Origin of the sequence: Methanosarcina sp. 1.H.A.2.2 (assembly GCF_000979975.1) — an archaeon.
GTDB lineage: Archaea > Halobacteriota > Methanosarcinia > Methanosarcinales > Methanosarcinaceae > Methanosarcina.
The window spans coordinates 34,753-55,558 of sequence record NZ_JJQL01000088.1; the positions used below are offsets into that span (position 1 = coordinate 34,753).

Below are 20,806 nucleotides of genomic sequence, written 5' to 3' on the forward strand. Positions count from 1 at the left end.
TACAAAAAAGATTCTTATAAAACTTATTTTCATTCTATTTTCTTTTCAGGTGAAACTATTGAAAACACAACTTAAAGGGGACCGGGTCCTTGCCGGAAAGGACGCGGTGGCCGAACTTTACAAAACAGGTTATTTCGGGCGTCCCAGGGGGGACGGGCTTGAACTCTCACTTGTTGAAGCCGCATACCTTCAGTTTAGAGGAAAACTCGAGATTGAGCTTGAAGGAAAACCGCTTGATTTCAGGGCCTTTTTCGAGCAGGCTTCTCTGAGGCAGCCGAATTTCGAGCTGAAGTATATCGTGTATAAAGACCTCAAAGAGCGGGGGTATTATGTCCAGCCTTCAGCTGTGGACTTCAGGGTATACCCCAGAGGCAGCCATCCCGGAAAAAGTGCGGCAAGAATTTTTGTCCATGTCCTGTCGGAAAGGCAGCTTCTTTCTGTAAAGCTTTTGCAGGATTCGGTCGTCTCGGCAGAAAACGTGCATAAGCAGTTTATCCTGGCTGTGGTGGATGAAGAAAGTGACCTCACTTTCTACGAGATTAAAACCGCTGCCCCTGAAGGGGAGATGCCTGAACCCTTCCCTGCCGTCAAAACCGATACAACTTTCCTTGAAGACAGGGTAATAGCCTGGGACGCTGAGGCTTCCGGGGCTCTTTATACCAGAGGTTTCTACGGGAAAATGCTTGACTCTGAAAGGCTGCAGCTCTCCCTTGTCGAGTCCCTCTACCTCTTTTCCAGAGGGATCATAGTTGTAAGGGACAGGAAAGGAAAGGTCTTTTCATTCGAAGAGTTTGTTGAAAAAGCCTCGGAAATCGAAGGTTCTTTCCTGCGGAAATACCTCGCATATAAGGCTCTGCGGGACTCAGGGCACGTGGTCAAGACAGGTTTTAAGTTCGGGACCCATTTCAGGGTCTACAGGAAAGTCGAGTTCATAGAAAAAATTCCCCATTCCGAGTATCTTGTGAATGCTATCCCTGCAGATTACGAGTTCAGGCTTCCGGTTATGTCCGGGGCTGTCCGGCTTGCAAACAGTGTGCGCAAGCGAATGCTCTTTGCAGTAGAGAAAGGGGAAGGAGTCGAGTACCTGGATATTGGCAGAGTCAAAATGTGATTCTGTATCAAAATGAGATTTTGTATCAAAATGAGATTTTGTATCAAAATTATATTTTATCTCAGGTTTCTTCGGGCAGACTTGAGTAAAGATTATTGACCTGAGTAGATTAGACCCGAGTAAATTAGACCTGAGTAAAACATTCGCCCTTCTCTTAAGGGTTCGTGAAAATCGGGTTTTCATCCCGGAAGGAGGGTGAAACATAAATGTGGGATATTATTGCAGTGGACATTTCGGGCAGGCACAGGATTAAAGGCGGCTACTACATGGTCTGTGCGGCAGCAGCCCTTACTGTTTCTGCTGACCATATCGAAAAAGTTAAGCAGGTGAAGATCCTTCCATTCTGGCTTAAAAGAGCACCCGGCTTGCTTGATGTCGTGCAGCTGATTGAGGATACGGCTAACCAGCTTTCCTTTGAGGGGACAATTGTGACAGAAAAAGGGGATATGTATAATCAGCCCCCGTGGGTGCCGGAAAGTATGTTTTCAAGGGCATTTAAGTACCAGGAGTCCATAGCTGAGAGAAGGGCTATCGAACTTGCTCACCATATCTCTTTGAGCGCTCGAAATTTACTTCTTAAAGAACTTAACATTGAGGCGTGAAAATTCCAGCAGAACAAAATATAGAAACCGAAAACAGGGTAATTCTCGTAAAAAGAACCAATCCGCGTGCTGACCCTGAACGCAGCGAATATCTCTTTGAGGAACTCAGGGAGCTTGCAAGGGCTGCAGGCTATGTTCCTGTTGGGGAACTTACGCAGACGAGGTTTCCGGATTCCAAGTACCAGCTGGGGAGAGGAAAGATAGAGGATCTTGCCGAACTTGTTAGAATTAAGAGGGCTGGAAAGGTCATCTTTTATAACAGGCTCTCTACAATTCAGCTTTTCAATATCTCGGAAACCTGTGGGTGTCAGGTAATAGACAAGTTCCAGCTTATCCTTGAGATCTTTGCAAAAAGAGCTACCACACGCAGGTCCAAGATGCAGGTTGAACTTGCGAGGCTGAGGTATGAGGTTCCGAGGGCAAGGGCTATTGTTTCCCTTCTGAAAAAGGAGGAAAGGGCAGGTTTCATGGGGCTTGGGGACTATGAAGACGCTTATGAACAGGACCTGAAGAAAAGGATAACAAAGATTGAAAATGAACTTGAGTCTGCAGAAAAAGATGATGAGTCTCTGCGGGCGTTTCGGCACAGGAAGGGTTTTTCCCTGGTCTCCCTTGCAGGTTATACAAATGCCGGAAAAAGCACTCTCTTCAATGCCATTGTTGATGAAAGCGTTGAAGCACAGAATATGCTCTTTACAACCCTTGTGCCGACTACCCGGGCACTTGACCTGGGCGGAAGAAAGGCTCTTTTGACAGATACCGTAGGGTTCATAGAGGAGCTCCCGCACTGGCTGGTTGATGCCTTCAAATCTACCCTCGATGAGATCTTTCTTTCCGACCTTATCCTGCTGGTAGTTGATGTAAGCGAAAAACCTGAGGTAATCCTGCAGAAGCTTTCCACAGCTCACGATACTCTCTGGGACAGCATCCAGGGAGTTCCGGTGATTACAGTGCTCAACAAGACCGATTTACTTGAAGCATCCGAACTTGAAGCTGTTATGGAAGAAATAGGCTATATGGCTCCCAATCCTGTGTTCGTTTCCGCAAAAGAACAGGTTGGCATGCAGGAGTTAAAAGCCGAGATAATCAAACACCTTCCTGCCTGGTTTTTCTACTCCTTTTCCCTTCCGAACTCGGAAAAAGGGATGTCAATTCTCTCCTGGCTGTACGAAGAGGGTATTGTACACAGGGTTGAGTACGGGGAGCGGATTTCAGTGGATTATGAAGCCAGAACAGAGGTAATCAACAGGATCAAATCTCTGGAACAGACTCTGGATGAACAACGTTGAATACCGTTTATGGTGCTTTTTCAAGCGGCATTGAAGAATAAAAAGCTTTTCCATTTATATAATAACCATTGGTATATTGTCCGTACATTTACCAATGTTTTTCTTTTCCGATATTTTTTTTTCATAACCCGAATATTGTTCGTGTGTATACGAAAGACATTTATACTCGAAAGTTGTTTGTTTATTTGCGAACGGGTGTCTACTGAATACATCAGACCCTCCTAATATCCTAAACTACCCCTACACCAGATTTTTTATATACACTTGCCCGTTCGCTATTCCTCTTTTCATTTTTTTTTCGGTTTGTTTATCCTGATTCAGTTCTCGTGATTCAGTTCTCGTGATTCAGTTCTCGTGATTCAGTTCTCCGGATTTTCTTTTCCGAATTAAATTCACAGAGCCCTGCTTTTTGATTTTACTTTCCTTAATTCTTTTCTTCCATTTTCTGAATTCCAATTCGTCAGGTGCCTGCTATCTTTCTTTTTCTCTTTCTTCGTCTCCGTTTCAAAATTTATATAACTTCATCGCTCATTTTTATATTAGCATGAAATTCGATCTTCACGTACATTCCGAGCATTCAAAAGATAGCGAGTCAAGCCATGAAGATATCCTTGAGGTTGCCCGCAAAAGGGGACTTGACGGATTTGCCATATGTGACCATGATACGGTTGAAGGTGGGCTTGCCTGTGCGAATAAAGCCCTGGAGCTTGGTCTTGAAATCACAGTTATTCCCGGCGTGGAGGTGAGTTCTTCAAAAGGACATATCCTGGTTCTGGGAATCAGAGAGAATATAGAGCCTCTGTTAAGTCCGGAAGAAACGATCCGCAGGGCTCGAAAACTTGGAGGTACGGTTATCATCCCCCACCCTTTCAAGAGCAGTTCCCACGGAATTGGAAGTTTTGAAGGGCTTGATATTGATGCAGTTGAGGTCTTCAATTCTCGCTGCCTTTTCAACGGAGCCAACAGGAAAGCTCTGGCTGAGGCAAAAAGACTCGGAATACCCGAAGTTGCAGGAAGTGATTCCCATATTCCTGAAATGGTAGGGCAGGCATATACTGAAATCGATGCTTCTGAAAACACAGTTGAAGCCGTGTTGAAAGCAATAAGAAAAGGTAAAGTTGCCCCTGCAGGAAAAAACACGCCCACTCCAATTATCCTGAAACAGATGGCAGGAAGCGTAAAGCGAAAATTGAAGAAAAAAATCTTCGGAAGGGCTTGAACTTATAGCTTGGATCTTCTTTTTTCGATTTTATCTTCCCTGCTTCCGGTCTAAATAAACAGGGTTAATAAGTTTGCCTTCGATAGACTAAGAAAAAACAGGAAAAGCGAAAGAGGAGTTGCAACCATCGGGTTCAAAAAAGAAATCAGCACAGAAATTGAAATCTTTGCTTCTGCGGACCGCATCTGGCAGATCCTTATGGATTTTGCAGCCTACCCCAACTGGAACCCATACATAAAGGAAATCAGCGGGGAGGCAAAGGTCGGGAGCAAAATTAAAGTCCATATGAAGCCGGATTGGGAAAAAAAAGGCGTGACCCTTCACCCGAGGATAATTCGCCTTGAGCCAAGAAAAGAGCTTACATGGAAAGGAAGTTTCTTTTTCCCCGGGCTGCTCGATGGGGAGCACAGCCTCATCCTTGAAGAAATTTCAGGTCGCAAGGTACGCTTTATCCAGAAAGAGATATTCAATGGCATTGCAATTCCTATTATCAGCACTTCATGGTCTATAGAGAAGGGTACGGTACGCAGCTTTGGGGATATGAACAATGCCCTCAAAAAAAGGGCTGAAAGGGTCAAATAAATTTATAAAATTTTTAATCTGTAATTAAAGAAAGCCATCTCGTTGAGATTTGCTTATTTAACTTCCGTAAATCTAGCTATAGATATTGTTTTCCCAGGGAGAATTAATTTCAAATCAGGTGTATACACAATTCCTGAATTGAGGTAAATTTATTCTAAATCAATAACCCTTGACAACATCTTAAGAAAATTATATATACCTTCACTTTTATCATTCTCTTATAACATATTTTAGGAGATATTCCTTATGTCTGACACAAGAAATTTTGTTTTACGGGATGTAGAAGGCAATGAGCACGGAGTTTTCTCTGGAAAACAGCCTCGACAAGCTGCCCTTAAAGCTGCAAACAGGGGCACCGGAACCAAATCAAAACCAGATATTATCCGACTCAGGGAACGCGGGACAAAGAAAGTTCATGTTTTCAAAGCATGGAAGCAAACTGTCGCAGCCCCAAAAAACAGGCCTGAATGGATGCCAGCGAAAATCAGTAAGCCCTTTGTCAAGAAAGAGAAAATAGAAACAATCGAGTAAAATCTAGTTTTCCTCATCTACCTTGAAATTCAAGGTTCTTTCTTTTTTTCTATGATTTTTACTGACTTCTTTTCTGTATTTCTATCTTGAATTCTATCTGTATTTGTTTTTTGGATTTCGATCTGTATTTGTTTTTTGGATTTCTATCTTGAATTATATCTTGAATTCTTAATTATTTGACCTGTTTTTATGTCCAGTCATTTATATTATGCCGTTCTTATAATTTATTGAACTTAATATCATGTGACCTTTGATTCTACAAAGGGGGGTTTTTATAGGAAAAATCGGGCTGAATATGAGCCGAGGAATCAGTGGGAGGGGTTACTATTGGAATGTATTGCTGTTGGAAAATGTATACACCTGTTGTCCCGAATAGAGGACAAAGCTCTTGACCGTTTCTGGAAGGATACTTCTTCAGGGAAATATCCGATAATTGATCTTCAGGGCAATATGAGTTATTCGCTTTCGGACCAGGACGGCCTGTTGTTTGTCAGAAACGATTTTACGGCTTCGATTTATGAAGAGTACGAGTTTGTCTTTGGGAGCCTTTTCCTGCCAGATACGGTTCAGGAACTCCTTTCCAAAGATAAAGTGCTGCTTTTGATGGTGTACAGGAAAAAGACACAGAACCTTTTATTATCCGAGCTTGATGCAGACACCAGGTACATGATTGATCTGCCCCATGGGTTGTATTTCTTTTTTGCGTTTATTCTGGATGCAGGAGCTGAAGACCTTTTAGATTCCAAAATCTATGCTGTGGGTCTCCCCTGCAAAGAAAATTTGAACCATCCTGAGCTTGAGATCTCTTATCTCGAATATCCGGTTGACATCCTGGAATTCGTCGACCTTGCTCCTGTAGACATTAAAGGCGGAGGTCCTTTCTACCTTAATCTGATTATGATAGATGCTGAAAAGATCCCGGACTGCCCCACGCTTTTTTCAGAATTTTTGCAGGAAGACGAAGTACTCCCATCTCTTTAAAATAAAAATAGTTATATAGTTGGCAGTTTCAGTAGTTCTGAATGCAGATAAAAACCGAATACAGCAAAGTCAAGCCCTACATTACAAAAGATGGCTCAATAATCCGCGAACTCATGCATCCCTCAGTCTACGGTAACTCAAACCAGAGCCTTGCCGAAGCCATCGTGCCTGCCGGAGGGAAAACGCTCCTTCACAAACACAGGGTAACCGAAGAAATCTATCACATCACCGAAGGCAGCGGGATAATGACTCTCGGCTCTGAAGAATTCGAGGTCAGAAAAGGAGACTCCATCTGTATTTCGCCTGGAACTCCGCACAGGGTCCGAAATCCCGGTGAAAAAGAGCTGAAAATTCTCTGCTGCTGTGCGCCGGCGTATTCGCATGAGGATACGGAATTGATGGGGTAATTAAAGAAGCAACAGATCAATAAATTCTTTATTAAGTGATTTCTTATTTTGTTTTCTACGTATTTGTCTCCTTAATAACATTTTTGGATTTTCTTTCGATGCCGGTGTCCCCTTCATTTCAAACTGCTTTCAGGTGCCGGCCCTCTCACCGCCCGGATTCGGGCGGTCTTCTCAAAATCTAAATAAAAAAAGACTTTGCTTCAAATTACCTAATTAAAATAGAAATGAAGACTTTGACTCAATTCAACTCCTTTTTCCTGAATAACTTGATCAAACTCTCGGAACAAGTGCCTCAAGATTACGTTTTATAATGGTTAGATAAGGTATTTCGGAAGCACATTTTGTTTGCTGCAGCCCCATAGCAGATGTTTTTGGTTTTTCTAGCCGGAAAAGTAATTACTGTGCTTTCCTGTGCCGCTACCTCCGGCGGAACAAATATTGGCGCCGGCATGAGCACCGCAAACAGCCACCTTATCAATTCCGGGGATTCCGAACACGCCTGGATGGTAATCCTGCTTACCGACGGTCAGGGCACCTACAGCAATACCTATACCCAGCAGGCAATAAACAATAATATTACCGTCTACACCGTCGGCCTTGGTAGCGATGTGGACACCGCTCTGCTCACAGGCATTGCAACGGCCACAGGTGGCCAGTATTTCCCCGTCTCAAGCGCTGAAGACCTGCCTGATGTCTTCCGGACGATTTCAGAAGAAATAGAGCCAACAGACACCGATGAGGATGGCATTCCCGACATCACCGAAACCACCGGTTTCAGGGACGGCTTTGGCAACTGGTACTACACCGACCCCAATAATTCGGATACTGATGGGGACGGGCTGCTTGACGGGGAAGAAGCCGGCGAACTCGTCGATTATGACGGCAAACAATACTTCCAACTATTCAGCGATCCGACAAAAGCAGATAGTGACGGCGACGGGGTCGACGACCTTAATGAAAACGAATATGGTATTGAGCCTTTGATTTCAGACACCGATGGTGATGGACTGTTTGATGGGGATGAATTTGGCATTGGGACTGATCCATTATTGGCGGATACAGACGGTGATGACTATAACGACTATGTTGAATACTATGATGCTGATCACGACCCGCTGATCTATGATATACGCTACAGTTACCTTGAAATCGGCCGCGAGGTTGCTCTGGGTGCGGTTCTTGGAGAATGGGGTGGTGACGACCATGATAGTTTATACTACATGGCAGGCTGGATGCTTAGTGGTTTTATTGCCGTTGGAGATGTTAGGGATATAGCTTCTTCCATAGCCCATGGTGACGGTCTTGGTACATTGTTGAATGCACTGTCTCTGATACCTGGATATGGTGATTCAGCAAAAGTGACTGCAACGATCGGTAAGTTTGTGACAAAACACCCTCACATGATCTTTGATGTTGCTGGTTTTGTTGTGAAGCATGTCGATGAATCAATAGACATTGTAAGAAAAACTTATGGTGATGTAATTGTCGATGGCTTGAGAGCAAAAGGATTGAATGATGATGAAATAACGCAATTGGTTAAGAAGGATGTGGATTTAGCTGAACTTCACATAGCCTATAGAATAGGCGATGATTTAGTATCTGTAACATTAAAACGGCAGAAACATGTTATTGATCGCCATGTTACAGGCGTCATAAAAGGGAAACCTAATAAACCTACTGATTTCTTCCCTACTGGTCATGAAGTCAGACCTGGGATAACAACGCCTAAAGTAATGGATGTCCAAGATGTTGAAAAAATGATTAAAGAAAGTATGCAATATGGAACACGTGAAGTGAAAGATGATGTATTTATTTTTACTTGGAATCCGCAAGAGTTTGGAATAACTGAAATTAGAACAATAGTAAATAAGGACGGATTGTTTATTACTTCTTACCCAACATCTGGGATAAATGTGATTAGAGTGGTGGATTGATGTCAGACATCAAAATTAATTTTTGTATAGATAATTCAGACTCTGATTCTTTTGAGAGTGGATGGGATATAGAAGGTGGATTATCTATCACAATAAATGGCCTAATTTTAACAAAAAGAATGGACGATCCGAATGATGATGGATTTAGGGGAGATTTTGTTTTTTTCAACCTAAAAGGATGGTTGCATTCGGTTCCAAAGTTGTGTTTTGGTGAGAGGTGTGAAGTTGAACTTATCGATAGTCAAGAAATATTTTTGTTTGCCCCAAAGGATGATTTCACTTATTTCAAGTACTTTATTGGAGGTATGGGGTCGGTATTTGATGTGGGTACAGGGAAGTCAATTAGAATTGAAGAGATAAATAAGCGCTATCCCAACCATGAAGACGGAACTCCCATCAAAACAGAAGAATTGGTTTTGGAAATAATCAGATTATCTGAATTGTTCATAGAGTCGTTGGGTCCAAAGATAGAAGATAAATCGGATGTAATTAGTTTTAAACAGGCTCTTGATGATGCATGGGAGGCCTATGAATCATACGTAAAGAGAAGCACTCAAAACTAAATCTTAGGATAATCGTTGGTTGAATCAGATTCTCCTCAATCCCGGATTCTGGTTTACTAACAAAAATTCTATTATATTCCAGATTTGAACAACCAGACTCGATTTCAATCGAAGTCGAATCTGTAATCTCTTTTTTATTCATTTACCCACCAGATAAGTAGGGCACCTACAGCAATACCTACACCCAGCAGGCAATAAACAATAATATTACCGTCTACACCGTCGGCCTCGGCAGCAATGTAGACACCACTCTGCTTACCAGTATAGCCACAGCCACCGGCGGCCAGTATTTCTCTGTCTCAACTGCCGAAGACCTTCCCGAAGTCTTCCGGACGATCTCAGAAGAAATCGAGCCAACAGATACAGATGAGGATGGCATTCCCGACATCACCGAAACCACCGGTTTCAGGGACGGCTTTGGCAACTGGTACTACACCGACCCCAATAATTCGGATACTGATGGGGACGGGCTGCTTGACGGGGAAGAAGCCGGTAAACTCGCCAATTGTGACGGCAAAAAATACTTTCAACTATTAAGCGACTCGACAAAAGCAGATAGTGACGGCGACTTTCTTTCTGACTTTGAAGAATATGAACTCGGAACGAACCCTCTATACGCAGATACCAACCGGGACGGCATTTCCGACTCCGAAGACGAGTACCCCCTTTCCCCTGCCAGCATAGACCCTGAACCCAGCACCCTTGAAATAGGTCGTTCCTTGCCGGATTTGTGGATAGTGAAATTGCTTCTTTCTATTTTTACGGGAAAGGCCGCTCTCCTGTGTCGAGCGTGACAAAAACGACTTTAAACAGCTAATTAAGTTGTACTGGCCAGAAATCTGTGTAATTCAGTCCTCTTGAGCGTAGCGAAAAGGACGCGTACTCCCGAGGCGCAATTCGGGCGTGACAAAAGCGGTTTTGTATAGCTAATACCGTTTTACTGGTCATAAATCTTATAAGTTAGTCCTTTTGATCTCAGCTCACTATTCTTCCCTTACTTTTTACCTGCCTCTCATACTTTTTTTCAATCCTTCTCCTCATACCACTCGTCCCTCGCTTCCACAAGCGCCCTTATATTTGCAAGCGGAGTCCTCGGGGCGATCCCGCAGCCAGGGGCAAGGATGTCCACGCCGGCTGAGATACATTGTTTTGCTTCTGCTTTCACGTCAGCAGGTGTCCCGAAGAGCAGGGTCCTTGAGGGGGAGACGTTTCCGATTAACCTTGCCCTGCCACCAATGGCTTCTTTTGCAGCTTTTATGCTGGCTTTTTCTTCGATGCTGATAGCTTCAAAGCCGCATTCTGAAAGGGTTTTCAGGGAATCTCCTACATCGCCGCAGATGTGCAGGATTACGGGGCCTTTTACTTTTTTGCAGAGGCGTTTATAGAAGGGTTTGACCGAATCTTCAAGGACCGAGGGGGGCATCATCCTTGAACCGATTATCCCGCCGTCGGGCATGCAGAGGGCATCTGCGCCGTGGTCAAAGAGGGCGTTTGCGTATTCTATGCAGATTTCGGTGCAGGTTTCCATGAAGGCATTGACGTATTCGGGTTTTCTGATGGTCCAGATCAGGTAGTTTTTAACTTCCGCAAGGTGGGTAAAAACAGTAAGGGGGCCTTCCATACCTGCGATGAGAGGGACTTCTTCCTTCCCGTTTTCTCCTCCGGTCCGGGCTGCAAGGATTTCCGTTGCTTTGAGGACGGTGGGGATTCTTCCCTTTTCGAGCAGGGCTTCAGGAACTTTCAGTTTATCCGGGCCTTCGGAAAAGGGGTGGGACAGGACCGAGGGTTGGATATCTTTTGTACCCATCCGCACATTGCAGCCCATGGTTTCGGCAAGCACGGTCAGGCAGTAGGGGTAGCGGACAGCTTCAAGGCCCGCAATTTCGTGGCCTGCAAGGGCAAGGGCTGCCATCTTTTCCGGGTCGGAATGGGCGGCTGGCCAGGCGGCGCCGGTCAGGTCCATAAGTTCCACGGTTCCGGTCTGGGTCACGGAGCAAACGGGGGTTCTGTCAACTGGCTTGCCCTGAAGCGCGTTAAGAAAGTTTTTCCTGAGATTCTGTACCATTTTTTTCGGCTCCGATTTGTTGATTATTCAGTTTTTTTAATTTTTCAGTTTTTTAATTTTTCAGTTTTTTAATTTTTCAGTTTTCCAACATCCTGTTTGCCTTTTTCAGTTTTCCAATAATCCTGTTTGCCTTTTCAGGTTTGCCTTTTTATATTACGAAGCGTAAAACCCCTGAGTCTTTAGCTCAGGGGATATAAGCGTCAACCTAAACTGTTAACCGTTATTGATTCTGTCAATTGTTAAATATTTTCAAAACCTTTGTAATATTAGATTTTGCTGTCACCACAACCTCACAGTTCACCAAGAATGTTGCTGATTCTCAAAGCGAAAACCAAGCGAGGTAACGTTTGAACATCGGGGAGTTGGATAACAGGGCAAGAATCATCCTGAAGGGATCAGGATTAAGGCGGGGAAAGCCGTTAGCCGTATGGTATCTCTAGTATCACACTCATATTTTCACCTGCGGGACGCAGGGTTGAGCTCGCGTGACTTGTCCTCAATAGAGGAAGGGATGACCCGAGAAGCCAGTCAGTCTTTAGCTGAGTGGTAGTTCACCAAACCTGATACATGTGAACCTGTCTTTGCTCCTTGAACAATATGACTTTTGATTTTTCCTCAGTTTCAAAGCTTTCCAGGATCTCAAAAGCGAGATTTGCTGCAAATTTATTTTCCGAGGCAAGTAAAGCCTGCAGCTGTGCTTTATCGGATTTTGTACAGATTTCACTGAGTGCGCATGCAGCCTCTGCTTTTACGAAGCGGTTCCAGTCATAGAGCGAGTTGATGAGGGGCTCGATTGCTTTTTTCGGTTTTATCCTGCCTAAAGCCCTTGCCGCTGCCCACCTTGTGAAATCGTCAATGTCGGCAAGAGCATTGATTAGAGGGTCGACTGCTTTTTCGGCTTTAATCCGCCCCAGGGCTTCAGCAGCACCCCATCTTCCGTCATTGTTTTCATCAATCAGTGCCTCAATAAGCGGGTCAATGGTCTTTTCTGCTTTTATTTTCCCAAGGGCTCTTGCAGCTTCACTTCGCACAAAGCCAGCTTCATCGCAAAGGAGGACGTCTATCAGGGGTTTGATGGCTTTTTTTGATTTTATCCGGCCAAGTGCCTCTACCGCAAGCCTTCGCACCATTTCGTCTTCGGACTTGAGGGCAGAGATCAGGGGCTCAATGGATTTTCTTGGATCCAGGCTCACAAGGGCTTCGGCTGCAAATCTCCTAACTTCCCCCTCTTTATCTTCAAGGGCATTTATCAGGGGTTTAAGGGCTCTTTCGGCTTCTTTTTCGGAAAAGTTCCCGAGAGCTTTTGCGGCTTCTCTTCGCACAAACTCGTCCTCGTCTTCAAGAGCATTAATCAGCATGTCGAGAGCCCGGTCTGAGCTATCCTGCATCTGGTCCGACGCCCGGCCTGAGTTATCCGACATCCGGTCCAACACCCCGTCTGATTTTATCAGGCCGAGGGCCCTTATTGCCTCTTGCCTCACAAAGCTGTTTCCTGATTCAAATGTGCAGATGAGCGGTTCGAGGGTTTTTTCGAGTTTCAGCTGTCCAAGGGCCTTTGCCGCTCCTCTCCGGACGAAGCGGTTTTCATCTCCAAGTGCGAGGAGGAGTGGGGATACGGCTTTTCCGGATTCTATCATCCCAAGTGCCCTTGCTGCTTCTATTCGGACCGAATGGCTCTCGTCCCCGAGTAAGCTGATCAGGGGGTCAACTGCTCTTTTTGTCCCTATCTCTCCAAGGGCTTCAGCGGCTGCCTTTCTTACAAGCTCATCCTCATCAGAGAGCGCGGAAATCAGGGGGACGATTGCTTTCTCAGCTCCTGTCATTCCGAGGGCTTTTGCTGCTTCCCTGCGGACAAAGCGGCTTTTATCTCCAAGTGAAACGATGAACATATCAGGACTTTTGTCCAGTTTTATTTTTCCAAGTTCTTTTGCCGCTATCCACCGCACAAACTCCTCTTCGTCTTCCAGGGCTTCTACGAGTATTCCGGCAGCTTTTTCTGATCTCATCTGGCCCAGGGTTTCTGCGGCTCCCAATCGAACAAAGTTATCCCCTTCCCGGAATGCCTTTATGAGAAGGTCAGCTGCGTTTTCGGGGTTTGCCCTTCCAAGAGCCCCTATGGCACCCCAGCGCACAAAATCATCTTTAGCCTTAAGGGCACCGACCAGGATTTCGAGCGCTCTTTCCGATTTTATCTGTGCCAGCGCTTCCGTAGCTTCCAGGCGGACAGCCCTTTCCTGATCCGCAAATGCGTTTGTGAGCAGTTCGGTTGCTCTCTCGGACCCGATAACTCCGAGAGCCTTTACAGATTCCCTCCTTACCGAATAATCTCCGTCTCCAAGTGCGGCCGTGAGCGGGACAAGAGCCGCCTCTGATTTTGTTTCCCCAAGAATCCTCACCGCTTCTCTTCTCACACTTATCTCTTCATCGTGAAACGCTTCCGAAACCGCCTCAATCCCGCAGACTCCCAGGCTTCCGAGGCTCTGAATTGCCCTCAGTTTTTCCACTGTAAATTTACTATCAAGTTTCCTGGCAAGTAATGCACATAATTTTTCCTTTGTTTCGGGCCCGGCTTTCCCTGCACATTTTGAAGCAAGGCATAAATTTCCGCTTAAAATAATGGAATTTACCAGTTCTTCCCCGGACTCAACCAGCTCTGAGGTGAATATGATCACGTCTTCCCATTCAGGATGCCCAAATGTATCGGAGATCTCCATCCCGTTTTCAAAATATGTTTTCAACTTTAAGGCAGCAAAGTATTCCTGAAAAGATTGGTGTGATTGGTGTATTCCTAATCTTATTTCGGAACCTTTTCTTCTCAGGATCCCCAGCCCAAAACACGTTTGAAGAAGTTTTCTTGCCTCTTTTTTGAAGGATGAACCGTATCTGCCGGATGAATCATATTTTACATATTTCCCTGCCACTTCAAGGGCGTATTTGTATTTGCATGAAACCTTATTCACGCACTGGAGTTTGAAGGATAGGTCAGTAAGGATATTTTCAATTATTATCCTTTCCGAGTTCTCTTTTCCAGTTTTCTCTTTTGCCGAGTTCTCTTTTGCCGAGTTCTCTTTTGCCGAGTTCTCTTTTGCCGAGTTCTCTTTTACCGAGTTCTCTTTTACCGAGTATACATTCTCGGCGCTGAGAATAGCTTCTTCCTCCGTAATATCTCTAACAAGCTCTGAAATGAAAGCCTTATAAATCTCCGTCCGGCTGGAAGGAAAAGAAGCCTCAACATTTTTTTCATTTCCTTTTATTCCCCTGCTGGTCCCTGCAATTTCGAGCCAGAGGGAAAGCATCAGGGGATTTCGAAGAACCGTATTTGAATGGTTTCCTTTCAGGACAGCGGCTTTCAGGAAGTTTGCCTGTTCCTCATCCGGGATATGTTTCTCTATAAAGTCCCTGATCTTTTCATCAGTCAGTTTTTCAATTTCGCAAACCGCAAATCTGTTTCTTATGCTGCCGGAAATCCGGGGTCTTGAGGCGAAAACATATCGGCAGTCTTCGTATTCCGAGATAAAATCGGAAATTTCCTCGAAGGGGGAAAAATTGTCGGAAGGCGTAAGCGTGTCTAGCCCGTCCAGAAGCAGCAGGGCTTTTCCTTCCAGCAGTTTCCTGAAATCAGGTCCTGAAATGCCTTTTTTCCCTGCTTTCCCTCTTAAATAATCGTAAAAAGAGCCTTTAACGTAGGAATCAAGTGCTGCGTAAATAGGAACAAAGCCTTCTTTTTTCTCGAGGCATTTTCTGGCACAGGCAGTACCCAGCCATCTAAGGGTCCATGTCTTTCCCGAGCCCGCTTCTCCGTAAACTATTAAATGTTTTTCTTTTTTTACAAATTGAAGGACTTCAAATTCGCGGGTCAGGCATACCTTTTCTTCAAAAAGTTGGCGGGTGATCGGTAATATTTCCCTTACCGAAAGTTCCGTGTAAAAATTACTGATTTCTTCTGTACTGTCTTCCAGAATTACGCCTTTCAGGTATTTTTCCAGTTCACCTTTTGAGATACTCTCTGTTACAGGCATAAGGTCCCCACAATTTTAGTACGAATAGCTTCCAGTTTTCCGGTTCTATTCTTTTTGTCAGGGGACCTTTTTTAGTTTACTGCTTTTAGTCTGTATCCCGGACTTTTTCTACGACTTTCTTGTTGTACGAGTTTACGATGTCACTCCGGGTGATGAGGCCAAGGAGTTTTGTTTTGTCCTGGCGGTCCACAACGGGGAGCCTGCCTATTTGCTTTGAGGCAAGGCGTTTGAGGACCGCTTCAAGGGTTTCGTCGGGATAGGCGACTTCCACGTCCCTGGCGGAGATATCCCCTATCTTTTTGTCGACTTCTCCGTACTTTACCTTGCTCCGGAGGTCTGAGAGTGTTACTATCCCTGAAAGTTTGCCTTTTGAATCAAGGACTGGAAAACCGGCGTGGCGGCTTGCCTGCATGAGGGCAATAAGGGTGCCTACATTCTTTTCTTCGGAGACGGTCTGGACATGTGTGACCATGGCATCTTTTACAAGCATGGAAACCATGATATCCACTTCCCGGCCTTTTCGGATCTTGAATCCTTTCCTGCGGAGCCCCTCCGTGAAAATGGACTCCGGATACAGGGCATTGGACATCACGTTGCTAAGCACACAGGCAAACATGAGAGGGAGGATGAGACTGTAATCCCTGGTGATCTCAAAAAGGATCAGGATGGCAGTAAGGGGAGCCCGTGCAGTCCCGGCAAAGACCGCGCCCATCCCAACCATAGCATAGGCCCCTGACTCTGCCGTCATCCCCGGGAAAAACAGGTTTGCGGCTGTCCCGAAGGCTCCCCCTAACATTGCACCTGTGAAAAGGGAGGGGACAATCGTCCCACCCGACCCTCCGGAGCCCAGGCTCAGGGAAAAGGCGAGGATCTTCAGGAAGAGCAGGATCAGCAGGATTTTGAAAGTAAACTGGTTGTTCAGGGCGTCCATAATCACATCATAGCCCATCCCCAGGACACGGGGGTAAAAAAGGCCGATTACACCTACTGCAAGCCCTCCCAGGGCAGGCTTGAAGACGGGATGGAGGGGGATTCCCGAGAAAAGATCTTTTGTGTAGTAAAGCGTCCGGATCAGGATTGTAGAGACGAGCCCTGCAAGGAGTCCGAGGACAAGGTAGAGCCCTAATTCTTTGTAGGGGCTGACCAGCTGGTAGGGAGATATCTGGATAGGTTTTATCCCGAAAACCGTGCTCGAGACAAGGGTTGCAAAGACTGAGGAGATAACTATCGGAATAAAGGTCTTGGTTTCAAGTTCCCCGTAAATTACCTCTACTACAAAGACCACACCTGCAAGCGGGGCGCTGAATGCAGCTGCAATCCCGCCGGCAGCCCCGCAGCCGAGAAGGATCTGGAGCTGCCTTTCCGGGCTTTTCAGGATTCTCCCCACAAGAGCGCCTGTTCCGGCTCCGGCAAGGACTCCAGGGGCTTCCTTTCCCAGGGCACCTCCCGAACTGATAGTGATTATTGAGGTAAAGACCTCCAGAAAAGCATCCTTGAGCTTTATCCTTGCTCCGCGGAGGGTTACGGTTTCTATAAGCCCTTCAACACCGTATTTCTGTTTTATCAGGAAGTGGGTGATTAACCCCACCAGCAGCCCTCCAAGGGCAGGCGTGAATATTACATAATAGAATGGAAGCTCGTGTAATGAGTATCCCTGCTGCATTCCAAAAAAAACGTTACTGTATTGGAGGGTGCGGTCATAAACTCCTATTACGAGCCCTGTCAGGAGCCCGATTATAATGGCAATTGAGTTGACCCTGGTAGTTTCGGTGTCAAACCGGCTGATGTACTCCGTTAGCCTGGGGTATTCTTTGATGCTATGGAATCTGAATCTGGATTCTGGATCAACTTCCAAATGTTCGCGCCTCTTGGGGACTTTTTTTACGTGTCAAATATTTCCCTGAAATCTTCTTAAGCATAAAATAAATATTCGGATCTTCGGGTTTTATTCTGTTTGAAAGACCTTTGTTGTCCAAAGATTTCGAGCATTTATTTAAATGTATGTTTTCAAAATATTGCCCCAAGAGAGATCCAATCTTTTATTCAGGGAAATTTCATACTTTTCTTTTTATCTAACTTATTTTTTTAAATATGTTGCGGTTATTTCGTTTATTTTTTATAGATAAGTTCCAGGACATCACAGAGCTTTTTTGCAGTTTCGGAAACGGTTTGCATCCCGATGGTGTCCTCTTCTGCCGGGTTCCACGTAATTCCGCCGAAGTGGGCATTATCGCCGACCACAATCATCCCGTGAATATGCATCCAGTCGTGGATGGCCTGAATGGTCTTTTCCTGTCCTCCGTTTCTTGAGCCTCCAACTGAGAGAGCTGCCCCGACTTTATTTTTGAGTGCAAAGTTTTTGCGGCGAAGCAGGACACTCCTGTCAAAAAGGGCTTTGAGCTGAGCAGGATAATTTCCCATATATACGGGAGCTGCAACAATTATACCGTCTGCAACTCTCATTTTTTCATAAATTTCTTCCATACTGTCATCAATCACACAGAAATCATTTTCTCTGCAAGCTCCGCACGCTTTGCAGGGGGCAACCTCCTCGTTTGAGATAAAAACGGTATCGGTTTCAAAACCCCTTTCTTTTGCAACTTCGAGAGCAGCTACAATCATTTTCTCACAGTTCTGGCCCTTTCGAGGGCTGCCTGAAATTCCTATAATTTTCATTGTAATCATTCCGGAATTCTTTTATATTAATTTGTCACTTATATTCAGTACTAATTGTTTTAAGTTACCTTACCTTTGCCGTAAAAATTATTTATATCTTCATATATTTTCGGGATAAATATTTACGTACTGATATATGTCTGCAACCCAAAATATATATTTTTGATTTTTATATATCTCTCTATGCATTTTACGTAAATTTATATATCAAGACCCAGCTAATTTAAACTACTCCAATTATATAGGAGGTTGGTCGATTGGTAACATTTTTAGAAAAGATTAGTGAAAGAGCAAAGAAACTTAACAAGACAATCGCTTTACCCGAAACTGAAGATATCAGAACCCTCCAGGCAGCTGCCAAGATCCTTGAAAGAGGTATTGCAAAAGTTGTCCTTGTTGGTAATGAGGCCGATATTAAGGCGCTCGCAGGAGATTTGGATCTCTCAAATGCAAGAATTGTAGATCCTAAAACCTATGAGAAAAGAGATGAATACATTAATACTTTCTACGAGTTAAGAAAGCACAAAGGCATCACACTCGAAAGTGCAGCCGAAATTATGAGCGATTACGTTTACTTCGCTGTTATGATGGCCAAACTCGGGGAAGTAGACGGAGTAGTATCAGGCGCTGCCCACTCTTCTTCAGACACCCTCAGACCTGCGGTCCAGATCGTGAAAACAGCAAAGGGCGCAGCTCTTGCATCCGCTTTCTTCATAATTTCTGTGCCTGACTGTGAATATGGGTCCGACGGTACATTCCTTTTCGCTGACTCGGGCATGGTTGAAATGCCGAGTGTAGAAGACGTTGCAAACATTGCAGTTATTTCCGCAAAGACCTTCGAATTGCTGGTCCAGGACGTTCCAAAGGTTGCAATGCTCTCCTACTCCACCAAGGGAAGCGCCAAGAGCCCGCTGACTGAGGCAACAATAGCCGCTACAAAGCGTGCACAGGAACTTGCTCCTGACATCGCAATCGATGGTGAACTCCAAGTAGACGCAGCAATTGTTCCGAAAGTTGCCGCTTCAAAGGCTCCCGGAAGCCCTGTTGCAGGAAAGGCTAATGTCTTTATCTTCCCTGACCTGAACTGCGGAAACATAGCATACAAGATTGCTCAGAGACTTGCCAAAGCTGAAGCCTATGGCCCTATCACCCAGGGACTGGCAAAGCCAATTAATGACCTTTCCAGGGGCTGCAGTGACGAAGATATTGTCGGTGCCGTTGCAATTACCTGTGTCCAGGCTGCAGCGCAGGACAAATAATCGGAAACGTTTCGGAAACGTTTCGGAAGCGTTTTATTAACTTTCATATATAGTATTATTCTATCCGGAAACTCTAAATGTGATTGGAAATCAATGGATTGAACTGGGGTTTACACATGAAAGTACTGGTTATAAACGCAGGGAGTTCGTCTCTCAAATATCAATTAATTGATATGAAGAATGAGTCCGCTCTTGCAGTAGGTCTTTGCGAGAGGATAGGCATTGACAACTCGATCATCACCCAGAAGAGGTTTGACGGCAAGAAGCTGGAAAAACAAACCGACCTCCCTACCCACAAGACTGCCCTTGAGGAAGTAGTCAAGGCTCTTACCGACTCTGAATTCGGTGTCATCAAAGGCATGGACGAAATCAATGCAGTCGGGCACAGGGTTGTTCACGGTGGGGAAAAGTTCACAACTTCGGCTTTGATCGACGAGGGTGTAGAAAAGGCAATCAAGGACTGCTTTGAACTGGCGCCTCTCCACAACCCTCCAAACATGATGGGAATTTCTGCCTGTCAGGAGATCATGCCCAGCACCCCGATGGTTGCCGTCTTTGATACAGCATTCCACCAGACAATGCCGGCATATGCCTACATGTATGCTCTCCCGTACGAACTGTACGAGAAGCATGGGGTCAGGAAATATGGCTTCCACGGTACCTCCCACAAGTACGTTGCCGAAAGAGCTGCCCTTATGCTCGGAAAGCCTGCAGAAGAAACCAAGATCATCACCTGCCACCTTGGAAACGGCTCAAGCATTGCGGCTGTAGAAGGAGGAAAATCTGTTGAAACCAGCATGGGCTTTACTCCTCTCGAAGGGCTCGCAATGGGTACCAGATGCGGTTCGATTGACCCGGCAGTAGTTCCCTTCGTTATGGAAAAAGAAGGCCTGACAACCAGGGAAATCGATACTCTTATGAACAAGAAGTCAGGTGTGCTTGGAGTTTCCGGGCTCAGCAACGACTTCAGAGACCTCGATGAAGCAGCTTCCCAGGGTAACAGGAGAGCTGAACTTGCCCTTGAAATTTTTGCATACAAGGTCAAGAAGTTCATAGGTGAATATTCAGCTGTGCTCAACGGTGCAGATGCAGTTGTCTTCACAGCAGGCATAGGAGAAAACAGCGCAAGCATCAGGAAGAGAATCCTCTCCGGCCTGGATGGTATTGGCATAACGCTCGATGAGGAAAAGAACAAAATCAGAGGCCAGGAAATCGATATCAGCACTCCGGATGCAACAGTAAGGGTCTTTGTTATCCCGACCAATGAAGAACTTGCAATTGCAAGGGAAACAAAGGAAATCTGTGAGACCGAAGTGAAGTTACGCAGCTCAGTACCTATCTGATTGTAAAGGGAAACTTTCCTTTACCTTTTTCCTTTTTTTATTCTGAGTTCCCACCGCACTTTCTTAATATAACTCCACAGTCATTCACCTGCCTTTTTTAGCATCTCTGTTTTTATATATAGCAGCATCCTGAGGGGTTTATGGGAAGGAGCGTAAAACCCCGAAGTCTTCAGCTTCGTGGGATATAAGCGTCAACTTCCTCACGTTCTGCTGTTATTGATTCTG

16 protein-coding genes are annotated in these 20,806 nt (G+C 45.1%); 12 read left to right on the forward strand and 4 right to left on the reverse strand.

Translation table 11 applies throughout. The features are described from left to right. Positions 1-58: 58 nt before the first annotated feature. The 10 genes from endA (at position 59) to EO93_RS13810 (ending at position 9,219) form a co-directional block, all read left to right on the forward strand. The gene (gene endA, locus EO93_RS13765) at positions 59-1,111 is read left to right on the forward strand and encodes a tRNA-intron lyase (protein WP_048163111.1); all 1,053 of its coding nucleotides are present in this window, start codon (positions 59-61) and stop codon (positions 1,109-1,111) included. Between the two features lie 206 nt (positions 1,112-1,317). Further along, positions 1,318-1,713: a DUF2209 domain-containing protein gene (locus EO93_RS13770; protein ID WP_048163112.1), complete on the forward strand. Its 396-nt coding sequence runs from the start codon at positions 1,318-1,320 to the stop codon at positions 1,711-1,713. Further along, positions 1,710-3,002: a GTPase HflX gene (gene hflX, locus EO93_RS13775; protein WP_235283206.1), complete on the forward strand. Its 1,293-nt coding sequence runs from the start codon at positions 1,710-1,712 to the stop codon at positions 3,000-3,002. Before EO93_RS13770 ends, hflX begins: the two co-directional genes overlap by 4 nt. Before the next feature lie 544 nt (positions 3,003-3,546). Then, complete coding sequence (locus tag EO93_RS13780) at positions 3,547-4,221, forward strand: PHP domain-containing protein (RefSeq protein ID WP_048163114.1); 675 nt, start codon at positions 3,547-3,549, stop codon at positions 4,219-4,221. Positions 4,222-4,365: 144 nt separating this feature from the next. Then, on the forward strand, positions 4,366-4,803 hold the full coding sequence (locus tag EO93_RS13785) for an SRPBCC domain-containing protein (protein WP_255350233.1): 438 nt from the start codon (positions 4,366-4,368) through the stop codon (positions 4,801-4,803). 246 nt (positions 4,804-5,049) lie between these two features. Further along, positions 5,050-5,334 (forward strand): non-histone chromosomal MC1 family protein, encoded by a 285-nt coding sequence (locus EO93_RS13790; protein WP_048132491.1) that lies wholly within the window; start codon positions 5,050-5,052, stop codon positions 5,332-5,334. A gap of 327 nt (positions 5,335-5,661) precedes the next feature. Then, positions 5,662-6,315, forward strand: a complete 654-nt coding sequence (locus EO93_RS13795; protein ID WP_048163117.1) for a hypothetical protein — start codon at positions 5,662-5,664, stop codon at positions 6,313-6,315. 41 nt (positions 6,316-6,356) lie between these two features. Next, positions 6,357-6,722 carry a cupin domain-containing protein gene (locus tag EO93_RS13800; protein WP_048163118.1) on the forward strand — a complete coding sequence of 122 codons (366 nt, stop codon included), beginning with the start codon at positions 6,357-6,359 and terminating at the stop codon, positions 6,720-6,722. Between the two features lie 371 nt (positions 6,723-7,093). Further along, the gene (locus EO93_RS13805; protein ID WP_162198711.1) at positions 7,094-8,656 is read left to right on the forward strand and encodes a VWA domain-containing protein; all 1,563 of its coding nucleotides are present in this window, start codon (positions 7,094-7,096) and stop codon (positions 8,654-8,656) included. After that, the gene (locus EO93_RS13810) at positions 8,656-9,219 is read left to right on the forward strand and encodes a hypothetical protein (protein ID WP_048163121.1); all 564 of its coding nucleotides are present in this window, start codon (positions 8,656-8,658) and stop codon (positions 9,217-9,219) included. The genes EO93_RS13805 and EO93_RS13810 overlap by 1 nt, the downstream gene beginning before the upstream one ends. Before the next feature lie 1,024 nt (positions 9,220-10,243). Here the strand turns inward: EO93_RS13810 and mtaA are convergent. The 4 genes from mtaA to EO93_RS13835 form a co-directional block, all read right to left on the reverse strand. Next, complete coding sequence (mtaA, locus tag EO93_RS13820) at positions 10,244-11,284, reverse strand: methylcobamide:CoM methyltransferase MtaA (protein ID WP_048163123.1); 1,041 nt, start codon at positions 11,282-11,284, stop codon at positions 10,244-10,246. A 551-nt stretch (positions 11,285-11,835) separates the two neighbouring features. Then, positions 11,836-15,303, reverse strand: coding sequence for a HEAT repeat domain-containing protein (locus EO93_RS13825; RefSeq protein WP_048163125.1), 3,468 nt, complete (start codon positions 15,301-15,303; stop codon positions 11,836-11,838). A gap of 85 nt (positions 15,304-15,388) precedes the next feature. After that, positions 15,389-17,158, reverse strand: a complete 1,770-nt coding sequence (locus EO93_RS13830; protein ID WP_048163126.1) for a chloride channel protein — start codon at positions 17,156-17,158, stop codon at positions 15,389-15,391. Positions 17,159-17,412: 254 nt separating this feature from the next. Then, on the reverse strand, positions 17,413-17,979 hold the full coding sequence (locus EO93_RS13835) for a flavodoxin family protein (protein WP_048132478.1): 567 nt from the start codon (positions 17,977-17,979) through the stop codon (positions 17,413-17,415). A gap of 257 nt (positions 17,980-18,236) precedes the next feature. Between EO93_RS13835 and pta the strand changes: the two genes are divergently transcribed. Then, complete coding sequence (pta, locus tag EO93_RS13840; RefSeq protein WP_048132476.1) at positions 18,237-19,238, forward strand: phosphate acetyltransferase; 1,002 nt, start codon at positions 18,237-18,239, stop codon at positions 19,236-19,238. Positions 19,239-19,354: 116 nt separating this feature from the next. Next, positions 19,355-20,581, forward strand: a complete 1,227-nt coding sequence (locus EO93_RS13845; protein ID WP_048132474.1) for an acetate kinase — start codon at positions 19,355-19,357, stop codon at positions 20,579-20,581. Positions 20,582-20,806: the final 225 nt, after the last annotated feature.

Bases quoted from the DNA above. Each gene is read 5' to 3' on its own strand.
- EO93_RS13810 (WP_048163121.1), top strand. From the start codon at position 8,656: ATGTCAGACATCAAAATTAATTTTTGTATAGATAATTCAGACTCTGAT.
- EO93_RS13845 (WP_048132474.1), top strand. From the start codon at position 19,355: ATGAAAGTACTGGTTATAAACGCAGGGAGTTCGTCTCTCAAATATCAA.
- EO93_RS13835 (WP_048132478.1), bottom strand. From the start codon at position 17,979: ATGAAAATTATAGGAATTTCAGGCAGCCCTCGAAAGGGCCAGAACTGT.
- EO93_RS13780 (WP_048163114.1), top strand. From the start codon at position 3,547: ATGAAATTCGATCTTCACGTACATTCCGAGCATTCAAAAGATAGCGAG.
- EO93_RS13770 (WP_048163112.1), top strand. From the start codon at position 1,318: ATGTGGGATATTATTGCAGTGGACATTTCGGGCAGGCACAGGATTAAA.
- EO93_RS13825 (WP_048163125.1), bottom strand. From the start codon at position 15,303: ATGCCTGTAACAGAGAGTATCTCAAAAGGTGAACTGGAAAAATACCTG.
- EO93_RS13790 (WP_048132491.1), top strand. From the start codon at position 5,050: ATGTCTGACACAAGAAATTTTGTTTTACGGGATGTAGAAGGCAATGAG.
- EO93_RS13800 (WP_048163118.1), top strand. From the start codon at position 6,357: ATGCAGATAAAAACCGAATACAGCAAAGTCAAGCCCTACATTACAAAA.
- mtaA (WP_048163123.1), bottom strand. From the start codon at position 11,284: ATGGTACAGAATCTCAGGAAAAACTTTCTTAACGCGCTTCAGGGCAAG.